At 70.8% G+C, this 16,416-nt stretch carries 12 protein-coding genes; 7 read left to right on the top strand and 5 right to left on the bottom strand.

Translation table 11 applies throughout. The features are described 5' to 3' along the window. Positions 1-58: 58 nt before the first annotated feature. Entirely contained in the window at positions 59-1,096 is a 1,038-nt protein-coding gene (gene rsgA, locus ASE68_RS13485; protein ID WP_055859567.1) for a ribosome small subunit-dependent GTPase A, read from the bottom strand. Then, a complete protein-coding gene (aroA, locus tag ASE68_RS13480; RefSeq protein WP_055859565.1) occupies positions 1,093-2,463 on the bottom strand; it encodes a 3-phosphoshikimate 1-carboxyvinyltransferase in 1,371 nt (456 codons plus the stop codon). Before aroA ends, rsgA begins: the two co-directional genes overlap by 4 nt. A gap of 166 nt (positions 2,464-2,629) precedes the next feature. On the opposite strand from aroA, the gene ASE68_RS13475 reads away from it, so the two are divergent. The 3 genes from ASE68_RS13475 to ASE68_RS13465 all read left to right on the top strand — a co-directional run bounded on the left by ASE68_RS13475 (position 2,630) and on the right by ASE68_RS13465 (position 5,936). Continuing rightward, the gene (locus ASE68_RS13475; protein ID WP_055859562.1) at positions 2,630-3,274 is read left to right on the top strand and encodes a sigma-70 family RNA polymerase sigma factor; all 645 of its coding nucleotides are present in this window, start codon (positions 2,630-2,632) and stop codon (positions 3,272-3,274) included. After that, on the top strand, positions 3,271-3,528 hold the full coding sequence (locus ASE68_RS13470) for a zf-HC2 domain-containing protein (protein ID WP_055859559.1): 258 nt from the start codon (positions 3,271-3,273) through the stop codon (positions 3,526-3,528). The genes ASE68_RS13475 and ASE68_RS13470 overlap by 4 nt, the downstream gene beginning before the upstream one ends. Positions 3,529-3,665: 137 nt before the next feature. Beyond that, complete coding sequence (locus ASE68_RS13465; RefSeq protein WP_082462243.1) at positions 3,666-5,936, top strand: MMPL family transporter; 2,271 nt, start codon at positions 3,666-3,668, stop codon at positions 5,934-5,936. A gap of 162 nt (positions 5,937-6,098) precedes the next feature. On the opposite strand, the gene ASE68_RS13460 is transcribed toward ASE68_RS13465, so the two are convergent. Next, positions 6,099-9,869 carry a multifunctional oxoglutarate decarboxylase/oxoglutarate dehydrogenase thiamine pyrophosphate-binding subunit/dihydrolipoyllysine-residue succinyltransferase subunit gene (locus ASE68_RS13460; protein ID WP_082462242.1) on the bottom strand — a complete coding sequence of 1,257 codons (3,771 nt, stop codon included), beginning with the start codon at positions 9,867-9,869 and terminating at the stop codon, positions 6,099-6,101. A 146-nt stretch (positions 9,870-10,015) separates the two neighbouring features. Between ASE68_RS13460 and ASE68_RS13455 the strand changes: the two genes are divergently transcribed. From ASE68_RS13455 to ASE68_RS13440, 4 genes are all read left to right on the top strand, one after another. Then, positions 10,016-11,455, top strand: a complete 1,440-nt coding sequence (locus tag ASE68_RS13455; protein WP_055859554.1) for a GuaB1 family IMP dehydrogenase-related protein — start codon at positions 10,016-10,018, stop codon at positions 11,453-11,455. 113 nt (positions 11,456-11,568) lie between these two features. Next, the gene (locus ASE68_RS13450; RefSeq protein ID WP_055859551.1) at positions 11,569-12,894 is read left to right on the top strand and encodes a hemolysin family protein; all 1,326 of its coding nucleotides are present in this window, start codon (positions 11,569-11,571) and stop codon (positions 12,892-12,894) included. Then, the gene (locus ASE68_RS13445; RefSeq protein WP_055859548.1) at positions 12,891-13,928 is read left to right on the top strand and encodes a hemolysin family protein; all 1,038 of its coding nucleotides are present in this window, start codon (positions 12,891-12,893) and stop codon (positions 13,926-13,928) included. The genes ASE68_RS13450 and ASE68_RS13445 overlap by 4 nt, the downstream gene beginning before the upstream one ends. Positions 13,929-14,107: 179 nt before the next feature. Next, complete coding sequence (locus ASE68_RS13440; RefSeq protein ID WP_157421645.1) at positions 14,108-14,551, top strand: VOC family protein; 444 nt, start codon at positions 14,108-14,110, stop codon at positions 14,549-14,551. Positions 14,552-14,619: 68 nt separating this feature from the next. Here the strand turns inward: ASE68_RS13440 and ASE68_RS13435 are convergent, their stop codons facing one another. Together ASE68_RS13435 and ASE68_RS13430 are read right to left on the bottom strand one after the other, a co-directional pair. Further along, positions 14,620-15,768 carry an NADH:flavin oxidoreductase/NADH oxidase gene (locus ASE68_RS13435; RefSeq protein WP_235480857.1) on the bottom strand — a complete coding sequence of 383 codons (1,149 nt, stop codon included), beginning with the start codon at positions 15,766-15,768 and terminating at the stop codon, positions 14,620-14,622. Then, positions 15,765-16,409, bottom strand: coding sequence for an HAD family phosphatase (locus ASE68_RS13430; RefSeq protein WP_055859545.1), 645 nt, complete (start codon positions 16,407-16,409; stop codon positions 15,765-15,767). Before ASE68_RS13430 ends, ASE68_RS13435 begins: the two co-directional genes overlap by 4 nt. Between the last annotated feature and the right edge of the window lie 7 nt (positions 16,410-16,416).

Below are 16,416 nucleotides of genomic sequence, written 5' to 3'. Positions count from 1 at the left end.
CTTCCATGGTGACACGACGGATGCCGCGTGCGGCTCACGGGCCGACCGTCGCCGTCGCTCAGCGGAACGTCTCGAGCAGCCGCTGCAGCGAGTCGAGGCGTGCACGCCCGGTGTCGCCGAGCTCTCCGGCCTGGACGGCCTCGACGATGGCGCAGTCGGGTGCGTCGGGCAGGTGGGTGCAGCCGCGCGGGCACCGCTCGGCGATGCGCGCGAGGTCGCTGAACGCGCCGAGGATGTTCGAGGGGTCGACGTGTCCGAGGCCGAACGAGCGCACGCCGGGCGTGTCGATGACCCAACCGCGCCCGGCGGGGGAGTCGAGCCGCAGCGAGACGGTCGACGACGACGTGTGGCGTCCGCGTCCGGTGACGGTGTTCACGACGCCCGTTGCGCGGTCGGCGCCCGGCACGAGCGCGTTCACGAGCGTCGACTTGCCGACGCCCGAGTGACCGACGAACACGGTGCGGTGGTCGACGAGCTCGGCCGTGATGAGCTCGAGCGGCATGTCGTCGGTGCGGGAGCGCACGACCGGGAGGTCGAGCCCTGCGAAGTTCTCGAGGAACTCGGAGGGGTCGGCGAGGTCGGTCTTCGTGATGCAGAGGATCGGCTGGATGCGCGCGTCGTAGGCGGCGACGAGGTAGCGGTCGACGAGCCGGATGCGCGGCTCGGGGTTCGCCGCGGCGACGACGATGAGCATCTGGTCGGCGTTCGCGACGATGACCCGCTCGACGTCGTCGGTGTCGTCGGCGCTGCGGCGCAGCAGGGTGCTGCGTTCGCGCACGCGCACGATGCGGGCGAGTGTGCCTGCGTCGCCGGTCGCGTCGCCCACCAGGTCGACGTGGTCGCCCGTCACCACGGACTTGCGCCGCAGCTCGCTCGCCCGCGCCGCGGTCAGGGTGCGCTCGTCGGGCCCGTTCTCGTCGATGAGCACCGTGTAGCGGCCGCGGTCGACGCCGAGCACGAGGCCCTCGACGGCGTCGGCGTGCTGCGGGCGCACCTTCGTGCGGGGACGGCTGCCGCGTCGGCTGGGACGCACCCGGATGCTGGACTCGTCGAACTCGGGTTCGTCGTCGTCACCCTCAGCGTCCCACCAGCTCATGCCAGCATCTGCTCCCACAGCGCGGCGAACTGCGGCAGGGTCTTGCTCGTGGAGCCGATGTCGTCGACGATGACGCCGTCGACGCCGAGCCCGACGATCGCGCCCGTGGTGGCCATGCGGTGGTCGGCGTAGGCGCGCCAGGGGCCGCCGTGCAGCGTGGCCGGCACGATGCGCAGGCCGTCGTCGAGTTCGCTCACGTCGCCGCCGAGGCCGTTCAGCTCGGCGACGAGTGCGGCGAGCCGGTCGGTCTCGTGGTGGCGGATGTGCCCGATGCCGGTGAAGGTGCTCGGGCCGTCGGCGAAGGCCGCGAGCGCCACGAGGTTCGGCACGAGTTCGCCGGCCTCCGACAGGTCGAGATCGGCTCCGCGGATGCCGCGCCCGCCGTCGCTCGAGCGCTCGGGTGCCTGCACGGTGAGCCGGTCGCCCGACCGCTCGACGCGGGCGCCGAAGCGGGGCAGCAGGTGTTCGAGCTGCGCGCCGACCTGGGTGGTGGACTCGGGCCAGCCGACGATGCTGACGCTGCCGCCCGCGATGAGCGCGGCGACGAGGAACGGTGCGGCGTTCGACAGGTCGGGCTCGATGGCCACGTCGATCGCGCGGATGGGGCCGGGTTCGACGACCCAGCGGCCGGGCTCGGGGGAGGCCACCTCGATGCCGCGCTGACGCAGCGTCTCGATGGTCATCTCGATGTGCGGCAGGCTCGGCAGGCGTTCGCCCGTGTGACGCAGGTCGAGTCCGCGCTCGAATCGGGCGGCGGAGAGCAGCAGGCCCGACACGAACTGGCTGGAGGCAGACGCATCGAGTTCGACCACGCCGCCCTCGACGCGCCCGGTGCCGTGCACGGTGAAGGGCAGGGCGCCGCGGCGGTCGTCGTCGAGGTCGACGCCGAGCGCACGGAGGCCCTCGATGGAGCCTCCCATCGGGCGCCGTCTGGCCGCCTCGTCGCCGTCGAAGGTCGTCGGGCCGAGGGCGAGCGCCGCGACCGGCGGCACGAAGCGCATGACCGTGCCGGCGAGCCCGCATTCGACGGTCGTGGAGCCGAGCAGCTCGTCGGCCGGGATCACGCGGAGATCGTCGCCGAACCCGCCCGTCGCCGGCATCCGCTCGAAGACCGTGCCGAAGGCCCGCAGCGCGTCGATCATGAGTTCGCTGTCGCGCGACCAGAGCGGTGCGTGCAGCGTCGACGGGCCGTCGGCGAGGGCGGCGAGCACGAGTTCGCGATTCGTCAGCGACTTGGATCCGGGCAGGGCGAGCACCGAATCGAGGGGCTGCGCGGCGACGGGCGCGAGCCAGCCCGGGTCGGGCTCGGTCTCGCGGCGATCGCCGTAGGGATCGAACTCTGGCTCGGAATACTTCTGGATCTGCATCGGTTACCAACAGTAGCGTTCGCGAACGCGGAAGGAGTTGATGCGCGTGCCCGTGGCAGAGCTGCGTACCCCCGTCGTGACGACGTCGAACTCGACGTCGTCGGGCGTTTCGACCCGTCGGCGCCGCAGGGTGGCGTCACAGGGCGACGGCCTAGGATGGCCGGTGATGACTGCCGACGAGATCGACACCGCACCGGAGTCCGAGCGTCCGCTCGGCGAACTGTTCGAAGAGCAGGCACTGCCCTTCCTCGATCAGCTGTACGCCGCGGCGTTGCGCATGACGAAGAACCCCGCCGATGCGCAGGATCTCGTGCAGGAGACGTTCGTCAAGGCCTACGCGGCGTTCGGCCAGTTCACGCAGGGCACGAACCTCAAGGCGTGGCTGTACCGCATCCTCACGAACACCTTCATCAACACGTACCGCAAGAAGCAGCGCGAGCCGTATCAGGGCACGATCGACGAGCTGGAGGACTGGCAGCTCGGCGGCGCCGAGTCGACCACGGCGCGTTCGAGCCGTTCGGCCGAGGCCGAGGCGATCGACCACCTGCCCGACAGCGCCGTCAAGGACGCGCTGCAGGCGCTGCCCGAGGACTTCCGCCTCGCGGTCTACTTCGCCGACGTCGAGGGCTTCTCGTACCAAGAGATCGCCGACATGATGAACACCCCCATCGGGACCGTGATGAGCCGACTGCATCGAGGCAGGCGGCTGCTGCGCGAGTCCCTCGCCGAGTACGCACGCGAGCAGGGCATCGCCACTGCCCCGGCGGCGTCGACCCCCAAGAGGCAGAAGATGCCGAGGAGCCCGAAATGAACGACTGCGGCTGCGAGAAGGCCCGCGCAGAACTCGAGGAGTACCTGCACCACGAACTGGCCAGTGCGGATGCCGCGGACATCCGTGCGCACGTCGAGCACTGCACCGACTGCCAGAACGAGGTGCGCGTGGGCGTCGCCATCACCGAGGTGATGCAGCGCGCCTGCAAGGAGAGCGCTCCCGAGGTGCTGCGCACCCTGGTGCTCGCCCAGATCCGCACGGTGCAGGCCGGGCACGGAGTCGCGGTCGAGTGACCCACGAGGCGCCGCTCGACGGGTGATCCGGTCGAGCAGGTGCCGAGCAGCGGCGCGGCCCTGCGACGTTCGGGCGCGCGACGATCAACCATTCGACGGACGCCCGCGCCGGAGCCGCGCGCGTAGCGTCGAGGGTGATGAACGAGTCAGCCCCCGCTTCCACCCGATCCGGTCGTGTTCCGACCTGGCTCAGGGTGCTCCTGCCCACCGTCCTGATCCTCGTCTGGTTCGCCGCCTTCGGCGCCGGCGGCGCCTCGTTCGGCACGCTCAGCGACGTCGTCGAGAACGACCAGGCGCAGTTCCTGCCGGCTTCGTCGGAATCGGCCGAGGTACAGGCGCTCCAGTCCGAGTTCCGCGGCGATGAGGCGATCCCCGCGATCGTCGTCTACGCGCGCGATGGGGGCCTCACCGAAGCGGATGTCACGGCGATCGCCGCCGACGCCGAGGCGTTCGCGACGATCGACGGGGTGCTCTCCGACGGCGTCTCGCCCGCGGTCGAGTCCGAGGACGGCGAGGCCGCAGAGGTCTTCGTGCAGGTCGACTCCGAGGCCGAGGTCAAGGACGTCGTCGGCGAGATCCGCGAGCGGGTCGCCGAGACATCCGGGTCGGGCCTCGAGGCCGCGGTGACCGGGCCCGCCGGCTTCACGACCGACCTCTCGGCCGCATTCGCCGGCATCGACGGGCTCCTGCTGCTCGTGGCGTTCGGCGCGGTGTTCCTGATCCTCGTGATCGTCTACCGCTCGCCGCTGCTGCCCTTCATCGTGCTCGGCACGAGCCTCACCGCGCTCTGCGCGTCGGTGCTCGTCGTCGTCTCGCTGGCACAGGCCGACGTGCTCGTGCTCAACGGGCAGACGCAGGGCATCCTGTTCATCCTCGTGATCGGCGCCGCGACCGACTACTCGCTGCTCTACATCGCGCGGTATCGCGAGGCGCTGCACCTGCACGAGCGCAAGTGGGACGCGACCTGGGCCGCACTCCGCGGCTCGTGGGAGCCGATCCTCGCCTCCGGCGGCACGGTGATCGCCGGACTGCTCATGCTGCTCGCGAGCGACCTGACCTCGAACAAGCTGCTCGGCCCGGTGTCGGCGATCGGCATCGCGTTCGCCCTGCTCACCTCGCTGACCCTGCTGCCGGCGCTCATGCTCTGGGCCGGTCGTGCCGCGTTCTGGCCCGTGCGTCCGAAGGTCGGCGCGCACGTCGTCGCCGATGACGTCGTCGCCCGCCGTGGCATCTGGCCGAAGATCGCACGGCTCGTCGCGCGCCGCCCGCGCGTCACGTGGATCGTGTCGACGCTGCTGCTGGCCGTCATGGCGCTCGGCGTGACGCAGTTGAAGGCCGACGGCGTGCCCTCGAGCGAGTTCGTGCTCGGCCAGTCGCAGGCGCGTGACGGCCAGGCGCTGCTGAGCGAGCACTTCCCGGGCGGATCGGGCACGCCTGCGGTGATCATCGCCTCGGAGGGCGACCTCGACGCGGTCGCCGAGGTCGTGCTCGGCACCGACGGCGTCGACTCGCTGTCGGTCGTCTCGGAGGACTCGCCGAGCGGCTCGCTGCCGGTCACCGAGGACGGCATCCAGCCGCTCGGCCCTCCGGGCACCCCGGTCGGCGAGCCGACCGTCGTCGACGGCCTGGTGCAGCTCGACGCGACGCTCGCCGACGCGAGCGACTCCGACGAGGCCGAGGCCACCGTGACCGCGCTGCGCGAGGGGCTCGCGGATGTCTCGACGACCGATCAGCCGGTGCTCGTCGGCGGGGTCACCGCCGTCGCGCTCGACACGAAGGTCGCGTCGATCCACGACCGCAACCTCATCATCCCGCTCGTGCTCGGGGTCATCCTGCTGATCCTGATGCTGCTGCTTCGCGCCGTCGTCGCTCCGCTGCTGCTCATCGGCACGGTCGTGCTCTCGTTCGCCGCTGCGCTCGGCGTCTCGGCGATCGTGTTCAACCAGGTCTTCGACTTCGCCGGCGCCGACCCCGTGGTGCCGCTCTTCGGGTTCGTGTTCCTCGTCGCGCTGGGCGTCGACTACAACATCTTCCTGATGACCCGGGTGCGGGAGGAGTCCGTGAAGCACGGCACCCGCCAAGGGGTGCTGCGAGGGCTCGTCGTCACGGGCGGCGTGATCACGTCGGCGGGCCTCGTGCTCGCAGCGACGTTCGCGGCGCTCGGCGTGCTACCGATCCTGTTCCTCGCGCAACTGGCGTTCATCGTCGCCTTCGGCGTGCTGCTGGACACGTTCCTCGTGCGCTCACTGCTGGTGCCGGCCCTCGCCTACGACCTCGGTCGGGCGATCTGGTGGCCGTCCAAGCTGTGGCGCGCCGGCCCCGATGCCGGCGACCGCAGGTCTGAGGTCGCCGCCGAGCTCGACGCCGACGCCGGGCGCCCTTCGCACGAGGCGGAGCACCGGGCCTGAGCCGCCGTGTCCGGGCGGTGGGGAACCCGCCCGGGCACGGCACACGTGCGTGCCTCGACTGCGCGCGGTCCCAGGGAGCGCGCATGACACGGGCCCCGAGCAGGGGAACGGAAGAGGGCGGATGCCACGCGGCATCCGCCCTCTTCGGGGTTCGTCGAACGATCAGATCGTGAGGGCGCGGCTCACGAGGTCGGCCTGCTCGACGGCGTGACGCTTGGCCGAACCCGTGGCGGGGGAGGCCGATGCCGTACGCGAGACGACCCGCACGGGGCGGGCACCGAGCTTGTTGGTCTCGACGATGAAGTACGGCCACACGCCCTGGTTCTCGGGCTCGTCCTGCGCCCACACGAACTCGGCGTTCGGGTAGCTGTAGGCCACCTTCTTGAGCTCGTCGGACGGCAGCGGGTAGAGCTGCTCGAGGCGCACGAGCGCCACCTCGGGGTTCGGGTTCTTGTCGAGCTCCGAGAGCAGGTCGTAGTAGAGCTTGCCCGAGACGAAGACGATGCGCTTGACCGCCTCTTTGTCGGTGATGCGGGCGTCGTCGATGACCGGCTCGAACTTGCCGCTCGTGAAGTCGGCGACCTCGCTCGTGGCGCCGCGCAGGCGCAGCATCGCCTTCGGCGTGAAGACGACCAGGGGGCGACGCGGTCGGGCGTAGGCCTGACGACGCAGCAGGTGGAAGTACGACGCGGGCGTCGAGGGGCGGGCGACCGTCATGTTGTTCTCGGCGCACATCTGCAGGAACCGCTCGATGCGGGCGGAGGAGTGATCGGGGCCCTGGCCCTCGTAGCCGTGCGGAAGCAGCAGCACGACGCTGGAGCGCTGGCCCCACTTCTGCTCGGCCGACGAGATGAACTCGTCGATGATCGTCTGCGCCCCGTTGGCGAAGTCGCCGAACTGGGCCTCCCACAGCACGAGGGCATCGGCGCGTTCGACCGAGTAGCCGTACTCGAAGCCCATGGCCGCGTACTCGGAGAGCAGCGAGTCGTAGATCCAGAAGCGGGCCTGGTTGTCGGAGAGGTTCTGCAGCGGCAGCCACTCCTGGCCGTTGGCGCGGTCGTGCAGCACGGCGTGGCGCTGCACGAAGGTGCCGCGGCGGGCGTCCTGCCCGGCGAAGCGCACGGGCGTGCCCTCGACGAGCAGCGAGCCGAGGGCGAGCAGCTCGCCGAATCCCCAGTCGATCTTGCCGTTGCGGCTCATGTCGACGCGCTTCGTGAGCAGCTGCTGGATCTTCGGGTGCACCGTGAAGCCGGCGGGCTTGTTGCCGAACGCATCGCCGATGGCGGCGACGACCTCGGTGGAGACGCCGGTGGTCTCGGGCTCGCCCACCGCCGGCTCGTCGAACTCGAGCGAACCGGTGGCGCCGATGATCGGGATCGACCCGGTCTGCGCGGCGTGCGTCTCGGCGAACGCGCGCTCGAGGCGGTCCTGGAAGTCGCGGTGCGCCTCTTCGTACTCGGCCTCGGTGATGTCGCCGCGGCCGACGAGCGCCTCGGTGTAGAGCTTTCGCACCGAGCGCTTCGCCTCGATGAGGTTGTACATGAGCGGCTGGGTCATCGAGGGGTCGTCGCCCTCGTTGTGCCCGCGACGGCGGTAGCAGACGAGGTCGATGACGACGTCGCGCTGGAACTCCTGGCGGTAGCGGAACGCGAGCTCCGCGACCCGCACGACGGCCTCGGGGTCGTCGCCGTTCACGTGGAAGATCGGGGCCTGGATGGCCTTGGCGACATCCGTCGAGTAGATCGACGAGCGGGCGTCGCCCGGCACGGTGGTGAAGCCGACCTGGTTGTTGATGTTCACGTGGATCGTGCCGCCGGTGCGGTAGCCGCGCAGCTGCGACATCTGCATGGTCTCGATCACGACGCCCTGGCCGGCCATGGCCGCGTCGCCGTGGATGAGGATCGGCAGCGTCGAGAACGTGCCGATGGGCTTGCGGTCCTGCTTGGCGCGGACGATGCCCTCGAGCACGCCGTCGACGGCCTCGAGGTGCGACGGGTTCGCGGCGAGCGACACGGGGATCTGCGCGCCGTCGTCTGCGGTGAACGTGCCCTCGGTGCCGAGGTGGTACTTCACGTCGCCCGAGCCCTGGCCGGAGGTCGTGCCCTCGAACTCGAGGAACACCTGGCCGTAGGTCTTGCCGGCGATGTTGGTGAGCACGTTGAGGCGGCCGCGGTGGGCCATGCCGATGGCGACCTCGTCGAGGTTCTCCTTCGCGGCGCCCTGGAGGATCTCGTCGAGCAGGGCGATGACGGACTCGCCGCCCTCGAGGCTGAACCGCTTCTGGCCGACGTACTTCGTCTGCAGGAAGGTCTCGAACGCCTCGGCCTCGTTGAGCTTGCCGAGGATGCGCATCTGCTCGTCGTGCGTGGGCTTCTCGTACTTGCGCTCGACCTGCTCCTGGATCCACCGACGCTGGTCGGGGTCCTGGATGTGCATGTACTCGATGCCGATCGTGCGGCAGTACGAGTCGCGGAGCACGCCGAGGATGTCGCGGAGCAGCGCCGTGCGGGTGTTGCCGAAGCCACCGGTCACGAACTCGCGGTCGAGGTCCCAGAACGTCAGGCCGTGGCTCTCGATGTTCAGGTCGGGGTGCGAGCGCTGCTGGTACTCGAGCGGGTCGGTGTCGGCCATCATGTGACCGCGCACGCGGAACGAGTTGATGAGCTCCTGCACGCGGGCCGTCTTGTCGATGGCGCTCGCGATGTCGACCGAGATGTCGGGCGACCAGTGGATGGGCTCGTAGGGCAGGCGGAGCGCGGCGAAGAGGTCCTCGTAGAAGCCGCGCTGCCCGATGAGCAGCTCGTGCACCTTCTTCAGGAACTCGCCGGACCCGGCGCCCTGGATGACGCGGTGGTCGTAGGTCGACGTCAGCGTGATGGTCTTGCCGATGGCGAGGTTCGCGAGGGTCTTCTCGGAGGAGCCCTGGAACTCGGCCGGGTACTCGAGGGCGCCGGCGCCGATGATGCAGCCCTGGCCCTTCATGAGGCGGGGCACCGAGTGCACGGTGCCGATGCCGCCCGGGTTCGTGAGCGAGATCGTCGCGCCCGAGAAGTCGTCTGCGGTGAGCTTGTTGTTGCGGGCGCGGCCGACGAGGTCTTCGTAGGCGTTCAGGAACTCGTTGAACGTCATCGTCTCGGCGCGCTTGATGGCGGGCACGAGGAGGGCGCGACTGCCGTCGGGCTTCGGGATGTCGATCGCGATGCCGAGGCCGATGTGCGCGGGGCGGACGAGGCTGGGCTTGCCGTCGACCTCGCGGTAGAAGACGTTCTGGCTCGGGAACTCCTTGAGCGCCTGGATGAGCGCCCACCCGATGAGGTGCGTGAAGCTCACCTTGCCGCCGCGCGTGCGGCGGAGGTGGTTGTTGATCACGATGCGGTTGTCGATCATGAGCTTCGCGGGCACGGTGCGCACGCTCGTCGCGGTCGGCACGGTGAGCGAGGCGTCCATGTTCGCGGCGAGCGCCTTCGGCATGCCCTTGAGCGGCACGACCTCGTCGGTGCGCTCGCCGTCGTCGATGATCTGCTGGGGGCTCGTGACGGGCACGTCGGCCGGCACGGGCGTCGAGCGCGGCGCGACCGACGTGGTGCGCGCCGCGGGCGCCTGGCCGATCACGGGGTTCGGGGTCGTCGCGGGGGCGGATGCCGCGGGCACTGCGGTCGCGTCGGCGGCCGGCGCTGCGGGGGCGGCCGGGGCTGCGGGGGTCTCGGCGACGGCCGGTTCTGCCGCGGCATCCGTCGTCGTCGCTGCTGCGGCTGCTGCAGCCTTGCCGGCGCGGGCGTCGCGGTAGGACTCGAGCACCGGCCACCACGACCGGTCGACGGACTCCGGGTCGACGGCGTACTTCTCGTACATCTCGTCGACGAGCCATTCGTTGGCCCCGTATTCGCCCGCCGTGGTCTCTTCAGACCCCGACCCGGTCAATTGGCTCGACACAGCCGATCGCCCACTCTCTCCGTTGATTCTGGATTTTGTCAGGCGATCGATACACTTTGCGGTTCTCGCTCGGGTCCGATCGCCCCGACAAGCCTAAACCCCTTCCGCGCGCTCGGCTTCCAGCGTGCCGCGGTAGCGTGAGTTCCATGGAGTTCTACCGCACCGAACCCAGCCACGATCTGACCTATTCCGACGTCTTCCTCGTGCCGAGCCGCTCCGGCGTGACGAGCCGTCTCGACGTGTCGCTCGCCCCCGACGACGGGTCGGGGGCGTCGGTGCCGATCGTGTCGGCGAACATGAACTCGATCACCGGCCCGAGGCTCGCATCGTCGCTGGCGAGGCGAGGCGGCATCGGCGTGCTGCCGCAGGACCTGCACCTGCAGGACCTCGCCGAGTCGATCCGCTGGGTCAAGGCGCAGTCGTCCCGCTTCGACACGCCGTACGCCTTCGCGCCCGATGCCACGGTGGCCGACGCGCTCGCGGTGCTCCCGCCCGTGCAGGGCCAGGGCATCGTGCTGCAGGCCGACGGCGACGAGTACGTCGGGTGCATCGCCGCCGAGCGCCTCGCGACCGCGCTGCCCGACGCCCGCCTCGGCGACCTCGTGCACGGCGGCCTCGCCTCGCTCGACGCCGACGACGTCGAGACCCCGCGTCGCGCGTTCGACCTGATGGTCGATGCCGGCCTCGAGTTCGCGCCGGTGCTCGAGCACGGGCGCGTCGTCGGCACCCTGAGTCGCCGGAGCGCCCTGCGCGGAACGATCTACGAGCCCAACGTCGACGCCGAGGGCCGCCTGCGGGTGGCCGCGGCGGTCGGCATCAACGGCGACGTCGCCGCGAAGGCCTCCGCGCTCGTCGCGGCCGGCGTCGACATGCTCGTGCTCGACACCGCCCACGGCCACCAGGAGGGCATGGTCCGCGCGGTGTCGATCGTGCGCGACCTCGGCCTCGGCGTGCCGATCGTCGCGGGCAACATCGTCACGGCCGACGCGGTGGCCGACCTCGTCGAGGCCGGCGCCGACGTGCTGAAGGTCGGCGTCGGACCCGGCGCGATGTGCACGACCCGCATGATGACCGCGGTCGGGCGTCCGCAGTTCTCGGCCGTCCTCGAGACCGCCGAGGCGGCGCGCGAGCTCGGCGCACGGGTCTGGGCCGACGGCGGCGTGCGGTACCCCCGCGACGTGGCCCTCGCCCTCGCCGCCGGCGCGTCATCCGTCATGATCGGCTCGTGGTTCGCCGGCACCATCGAGGCGCCGGGTTCGCTCGCCCGCGACGCGAACGGCCGCCTCTACAAGGAGAGCTGGGGCATGGCCTCCACGAAGGCCGTGCGCGAGCGATTCGACCGGCTCTCGCCCTACGAGCTCGCGCGCAAGGAGCTCTTCGCCGAGGGCATCTCGTCGTCGTCGATCTACCTCGACCCGCTGCGGCCGTCGCTCGAGGACCTGCTCGACATGATCACGTCCGGCGTCCGCAGTTCCTTCACGTACGCGGGTGCTCGCACGCTCGAGGAGTTCCGCGACCGGGCGCGCGTCGGCATCCAGTCCGCGGCGGGCTACGAGGAGGGCAAGGCGCTGCCGGTCAGCTGGTGAATCACCGGGAGTTCGACGCGATCCCGCCGATATACTCGTTCGCACAATGGACGATCCTCCCTCTGCCAATCCCAGTCACAGACCCTCGCCCGTGATCGACCGGGGAGGTGCGCATGTCTGAGTGGATCCTGCTCGGCATCGGACTCCTCCTCACGGTCGGCACGGGCTTGTTCGTTGCGAGCGAGTTCGCGCTCGTCAACCTCGATCGCGCCGATCTCGAGGCGCGCCGTTCTCGAGGTGAGACGAGGCTCTCGCTCACCATCTCCGCGCTGAAGATCACCTCGACGCATCTCTCGAGCGCCCAGCTCGGCATCACGCTGACGACCCTGCTCACCGGGTACACGATGGAACCGGCGATCAGCTCGCTGCTCGCCGGCCCCCTCGCCGCGATCGGCCTGCCAGAGGCGATGATCCGCCCGATCGGCGCGATCACCGCGGTCGTCGTCGCGACGCTGCTCTCGATGATCGTCGGCGAGCTCGTGCCGAAGAACTTCGCGCTCGCGCTGCCGCTGGCGACCGCGAAGATCGTGATGCCGTTCCAGACCGCGTTCACCTGGGTGTTCCGCCCGGCGATCGTGGTGCTGAACGGCAGTGCGAACGGGCTGATCCGCGCCTTCGGCATCGAGCCGAAGGAGGAGCTCTCCGGCGCCCGCTCGGCCGAGGAGCTCTCCTCGCTCGTGCGTCGTTCGGCCAGCGCCGGCCTGCTCGAGCAGGACACCGCGACCCTCCTCGGGCGCACCCTGCGCTTCGCCGACCACGACGCATCCGACGTCATGACGCCGCGGCCGGCCGTGTCGGCCGTGCAGCGCCAGGACTCCGCCGAGACCGTGCTCGACCTCGCGCGCCAGACCGGCTTCTCGCGGTTCCCCGTGTACGACGAGAACCTCGACGACATCGTCGGGCTCGTGCACGTCAAGCAGGCGGTCGCAGTGCCACGTGAACGACGGGCGGATGTCCCGGCATCCGCCCTGCAGTCCGAGGCGCTCCGCGTGCCCGAGACGATGACCCTCGACGTGCTGCTCGGCGAGCTGCGCGGCCGCGGGTTCCAGATGGCCGTCGTGGTCGACGAGTACGGCGGAACGGCGGGCGTCGCGACCCTCGAGGACCTCGTCGAGGAACTCGTGGGCGAGGTCGCCGACGAGCACGACCGCACGCGCGCCGGCATCGTGCGCCGCGAGGACTCCGTCGCGTTCCCCGGTATCCTCCGGCCCGACGAGCTCGTGGACCGCACGGGCATCCGCGTGCCCGAGAACGGCGACTACGAGACCGTCGCGGGCTACGTCATCTCCGAGCTCGGCCGCCTGCCGGTGGTCGGCGACGAGGTGCGCATCGAGGGCGGCACGCTCTCCGTGCAGCGCCTCGACGGGCGCCGCATCGACCGGCTGAGGTTCGTGCCCGATCCGGTGCCGGCCGACGACGAAGCGGAGGCCCAGCGATGAGCGACTGGATGGGCATCGTCTGGCTCGTGGTGCTGCTGCTCGCCAACGCCTTCTTCGTCGGCGCCGAGTTCGCCGTCATCTCGGCGCGACGCTCGCAGATCGAACCGCTCGCCGAGCAGGGCAGCCGCCGTGCGAAGACCGCCCTCTGGGCGATGGAGCACGCCACGCTCATGCTCGCGATGAGCCAGCTCGGCATCACGATCTGCTCGCTGCTGATCCTGAACGTCTCCGAGCCGGCCATCCACCACCTGCTCGAGGTGCCGCTGCACCTCACCGGGTGGTCGGAGGCCGTCATCTCGACCGTCGCGTTCATCGTGACGCTCGTGCTCGTGTCGTACCTGCACGTGGTGTTCGGCGAGATGGTTCCGAAGAACCTCTCGTTCTCGCTGCCCGAGCGCGCGGTGCTGCTGCTGGCGCCGCCGCTGGTGTTCATCGCGCGGATCTTCCGTCCGGTGATCGTGGCGCTGAACGCGACGGCGAACGGCGTGCTGCGCCTGTTCGGGGTCGAGCCGAAGAGCGAGGCGAACTCGACGTTCACGCTCGACGAGGTGCAGACCATCGTCGACCGCTCTCGCGCCGAGGGCATGCTCGCCGATGCGAGCGGCACCCTGACCGCGGCGTTCGAGTTCACGACGAAGCGGGTCGCGGATGTCGCGCTGCCGCTGTCGGCGCTCGTCAGCCTGCCGGCGACGGCGACGCCGGCCGACGTCGAGCGTGCCGTCGCCCGGCGCGGGTACTCGCGGTACGTGATCCTCGGCGCCGACGGCGAACCCGAGGGCTACGTGCACCTGAAGGACGTCATCGACCTCAGGGTCGACGAGTTCGACGACCCGATCCCCGCGAAGCGCATCCGGCGCCTCGTGTCGATCTACGACGGCACCGACCTTGAAGACGCACTGGCCACGATGCGTCGGCTCGGCACGCACGTCGCGCGCTCGTTCGACGAGCAGGGCGCGACCACGGGCGTGATCTTCCTCGAGGACATCATCGAGGAGCTCGTCGGCGAGGTGCAGGACGCCACCCGGCGGGGCTGACGTCCTTCCGTGAACGGCCGGCCGCGGCATCCGATCGACGGATGTCGCGGCCGCGCCGTCTCCGGCGGTGCCGGCGCGGATGCCGCAGCTGGTGCTGCCGTGCCACTCGTTCCCCGTGCGGGATCGGCCCTGGCGGCCCGGCGTAGACTCGCGCCGACCCGAGGATCCGAGGAAGCATCATGTTCGAGAAACTCATGGCGACGGCCGTCCTCCCTGCGTCGGACCTCGGCCGAGCGAAGTCCTGGTGGCACGACGTGCTCGGCCGCGACCCGGTCTACGAGGACCTGGAGGGCATGGGCCTGTTCTACGACGTCGGCGGCACCATCGTGATGGTCTACCGCACCGAGTTCGCCGGCACCGCGGGCAACACCGCGTTCAACCTCATGACCGACGACCTCGACCGCGACATGACCGCGCTGCGCACGCACGGCGTCGTGTTCGAGGACTACGACCTGCCCGGCCTGAAGACGGTCGACGGCGTCGCCGAGCTCGGCGACGAGCGCAGCGCCTGGTTCACCGACAGCGAGGGCAACATCTTCGCGATCGGCCAGCTCTCGCCCGAGATGATGGAGCGGGCCATGCGCATGCGGCAGGCCTCGGCCGGCTCGGCCGGCTCGGCCTGACCCGGCTCGTCCCGGCCGTCACCCGAGGCCGGCTGCTCGCCCGACATCGGGCGTCAGCCGGCCCGGGCTCACCACTCGCCGTCGTTGACCTCCGGCCTCGCCCGCAGGTACTGCACCGGCCACATGGAGGTGCCCGCGCCGAGCTCGTGCGCGGCGCGCAACGCGAAGTGCGGGTCGCGCATCATGGCCCGGCCGAACATCACCGCATCGGCGCTGCCGGAGGCGACGAGCTGCTCGGCCTGCTCGGCGTTCGTGATGAGGCCGACCGCCGACACCTGGACGTCGGCGTGCTCGCCGACGTACTCGGCGTGCCCGGCCTGGTAGCCGGGCCCGACCGGGATGTCGGCGTGGGCGACCAGGCCACCGGTGGACACGTCGAAGAAGTCGGCCCCGGCGTCTTCGCACCAGCGCGCGACGATCGCCGTCTGCGCCTCGTCCCAGCCGCCGTCGACCCAGTCGGTCGCCGAGAAGCGCACGAACAGCGGCACGTCGTCGCCGATCTCGGCGCGCACCTCGCGCACGATCTCGAGCAGCAGGCGCGCGCGGCCCTCGAGGTCGCCGCCCCACGCATCGTCGCGCACGTTCGACAGCGGCGAGAGGAACTGGTGCACGAGGTATCCGTGTGCGGCGTGCACCTCGACGAGGTCGAAGCCCGCGTCGAGCGCGCGCCGGGCGGCCGCACGGAAGTCCGCGATGACCCGGCGGATGCCGGCCTCGTCGAGCGCGACCGGCTCGCGGAAGCCGTCGAACGCCTGCGCCGACGCCGAGACCGTGGTCCAGCCGCCCTCGTCGAGCGGCTGCGACCCCGGCCGGCGCAGGGGCTCCGGCCAGACCGACGCCTTGCGACCCGCATGGGCGAGCTGGATGCCGGACGCCGCACCCTGCGATCGGATGAACCGGGTGACGCGCGACCACGCCGCGACCTGCTCGTCGTTCCAGATGCCCGTGTCGTAGTCGGAGATGCGCCCCTCGGGGCTGACGCCGGTCGCCTCGGCGATGACGAGCCCGGCACCGCCGGCGGCCATCGAGCCGAGGTGCACGAGGTGCCAGTCGTGCGGCACGCCGTCGCGCTTCGTGACCGAGTACTGGCAGAGCGGGGGGAGCCAGACCCGGTTGCGGATCGTCAGCCCGCGGATCGTGAGCGGGGTGAACAGGGCGGACGGGGCGGATGCCACGGGTGCCGTCGACGCCGTGGACGCCGTGGGTGCGGCGCTCACGCGGCGAGCTCCCTGAGCCACGACTCGAGCGACGCGGCATCCGTGAACACGAAGGCGTCGCCGCCGACCGCGAGCGAACCGGCGACGTTGTCGGCCCGGTTGTCGACGAACACGAACTGCTCGGGCTCGATGCCGAGCTCGGAGATGACGTGCTCGTAGATCTCGGCGCCCGGCTTGACGAGCCCGAGCTCTCCGCTGACGAACACGCGCTCGAACAGCGGAGCGAACGACCCGGAACGCAGCCAGCCGGAGTAGTCGGCGCCGGCGTTCGAGAGCAGGGCGAGGCGGGTGCCCCCGTCGTGCAGCGCGTGCAGCACGCGCAGGGTGCCGGGGTCGCCGCTCAACCAGCTGCGGTGGTCGATCGCCCACAGTTCGTGCACGTCGACCGGGCTCCAGTCGACGCCGATCGCCTCGGCGACGGCCGCCCAGTATCCGGCGATCGAGAGGGTGCCCTGGTCGAGGGCCTCGCGGTGCCGCCAGTACGCCTCCCAGAAGATCGGCTCGGCGTCGGGGGGCAGGGCGGCGCGGGCGACGAGCGCGGCCCGGTCGTCGGCGCTCGGGGCGCGGGAGATCACCTCGCCGTAGTCGAAGACGACCACGCGCGGAGCGAGACTGATGGGGAGAAGGGCTGTCGCTGACATCGTGATC

The organism is Agromyces sp. Leaf222, assembly GCF_001421565.1.
Lineage (GTDB): Bacteria > Actinomycetota > Actinomycetes > Actinomycetales > Microbacteriaceae > Agromyces.
This window is presented reverse-complemented; position numbering and strand designations above follow the sequence as displayed.